Source organism: Paenibacillus cineris (genome assembly GCF_018333335.1).
GTDB classification, from domain to species: Bacteria; Bacillota; Bacilli; order Paenibacillales; family Paenibacillaceae; genus Paenibacillus_AQ; species Paenibacillus_AQ favisporus.
Genome location: NZ_BORU01000017.1, coordinates 1 through 510 on the forward strand (window position 1 = coordinate 1; position 510 = coordinate 510).

Sequence of the window (510 nt, forward strand, 5' to 3'; positions counted from 1 at the left end):
CTAGGCATCCTCCGTGTGCTCTTAGTAGCTTAACCATAATGACTCCTGTTTTGCCCGATTCGTTTTCTTGTTTTGCGCAAGCGCAAAGCCAAAGGCTCTCATCGTTCAAAACACTCGTCTGCTACTTTTTACTTCTTGGTCTTCAATGAAGACACAAGCAGCTAAAAGGATATTTCTAAAACGCAGATTCGTTTCGTTATCTAGTTTTCAAGGATCAAATCATCCAGTCTTGCGACCGGACTTATATCATACCAAATCCCGAATTGCTTGGCTACAAGCAAGTTCTGGAAATCGTATGCGAGAGTTTGAACTCTCAAAACTGACCAACGAGTGAGTCGTTGCTTTGCTTACGCAAAGCGGGTACGGCGACTTCCGTCGACCGTTATTTGAATGCTTCCGTTGCAGGAAGCGATTCTCCATAGAAAGGAGGTGATCCAGCCGCACCTTCCGATACGGCTACCTTGTTACGACTTCACCCCAATCATCTACCCCACCTTCGGCGGCTGGCTC

Annotated in this window: 1 rRNA gene; it reads right to left on the minus strand. The window is 46.7% G+C overall.

From position 1 onward, the window contains the following. Positions 1 to 422: 422 nt before the first annotated feature. Positions 423 to 510 (minus strand): 16S ribosomal RNA (locus KI379_RS33695); the annotation flags it as partial.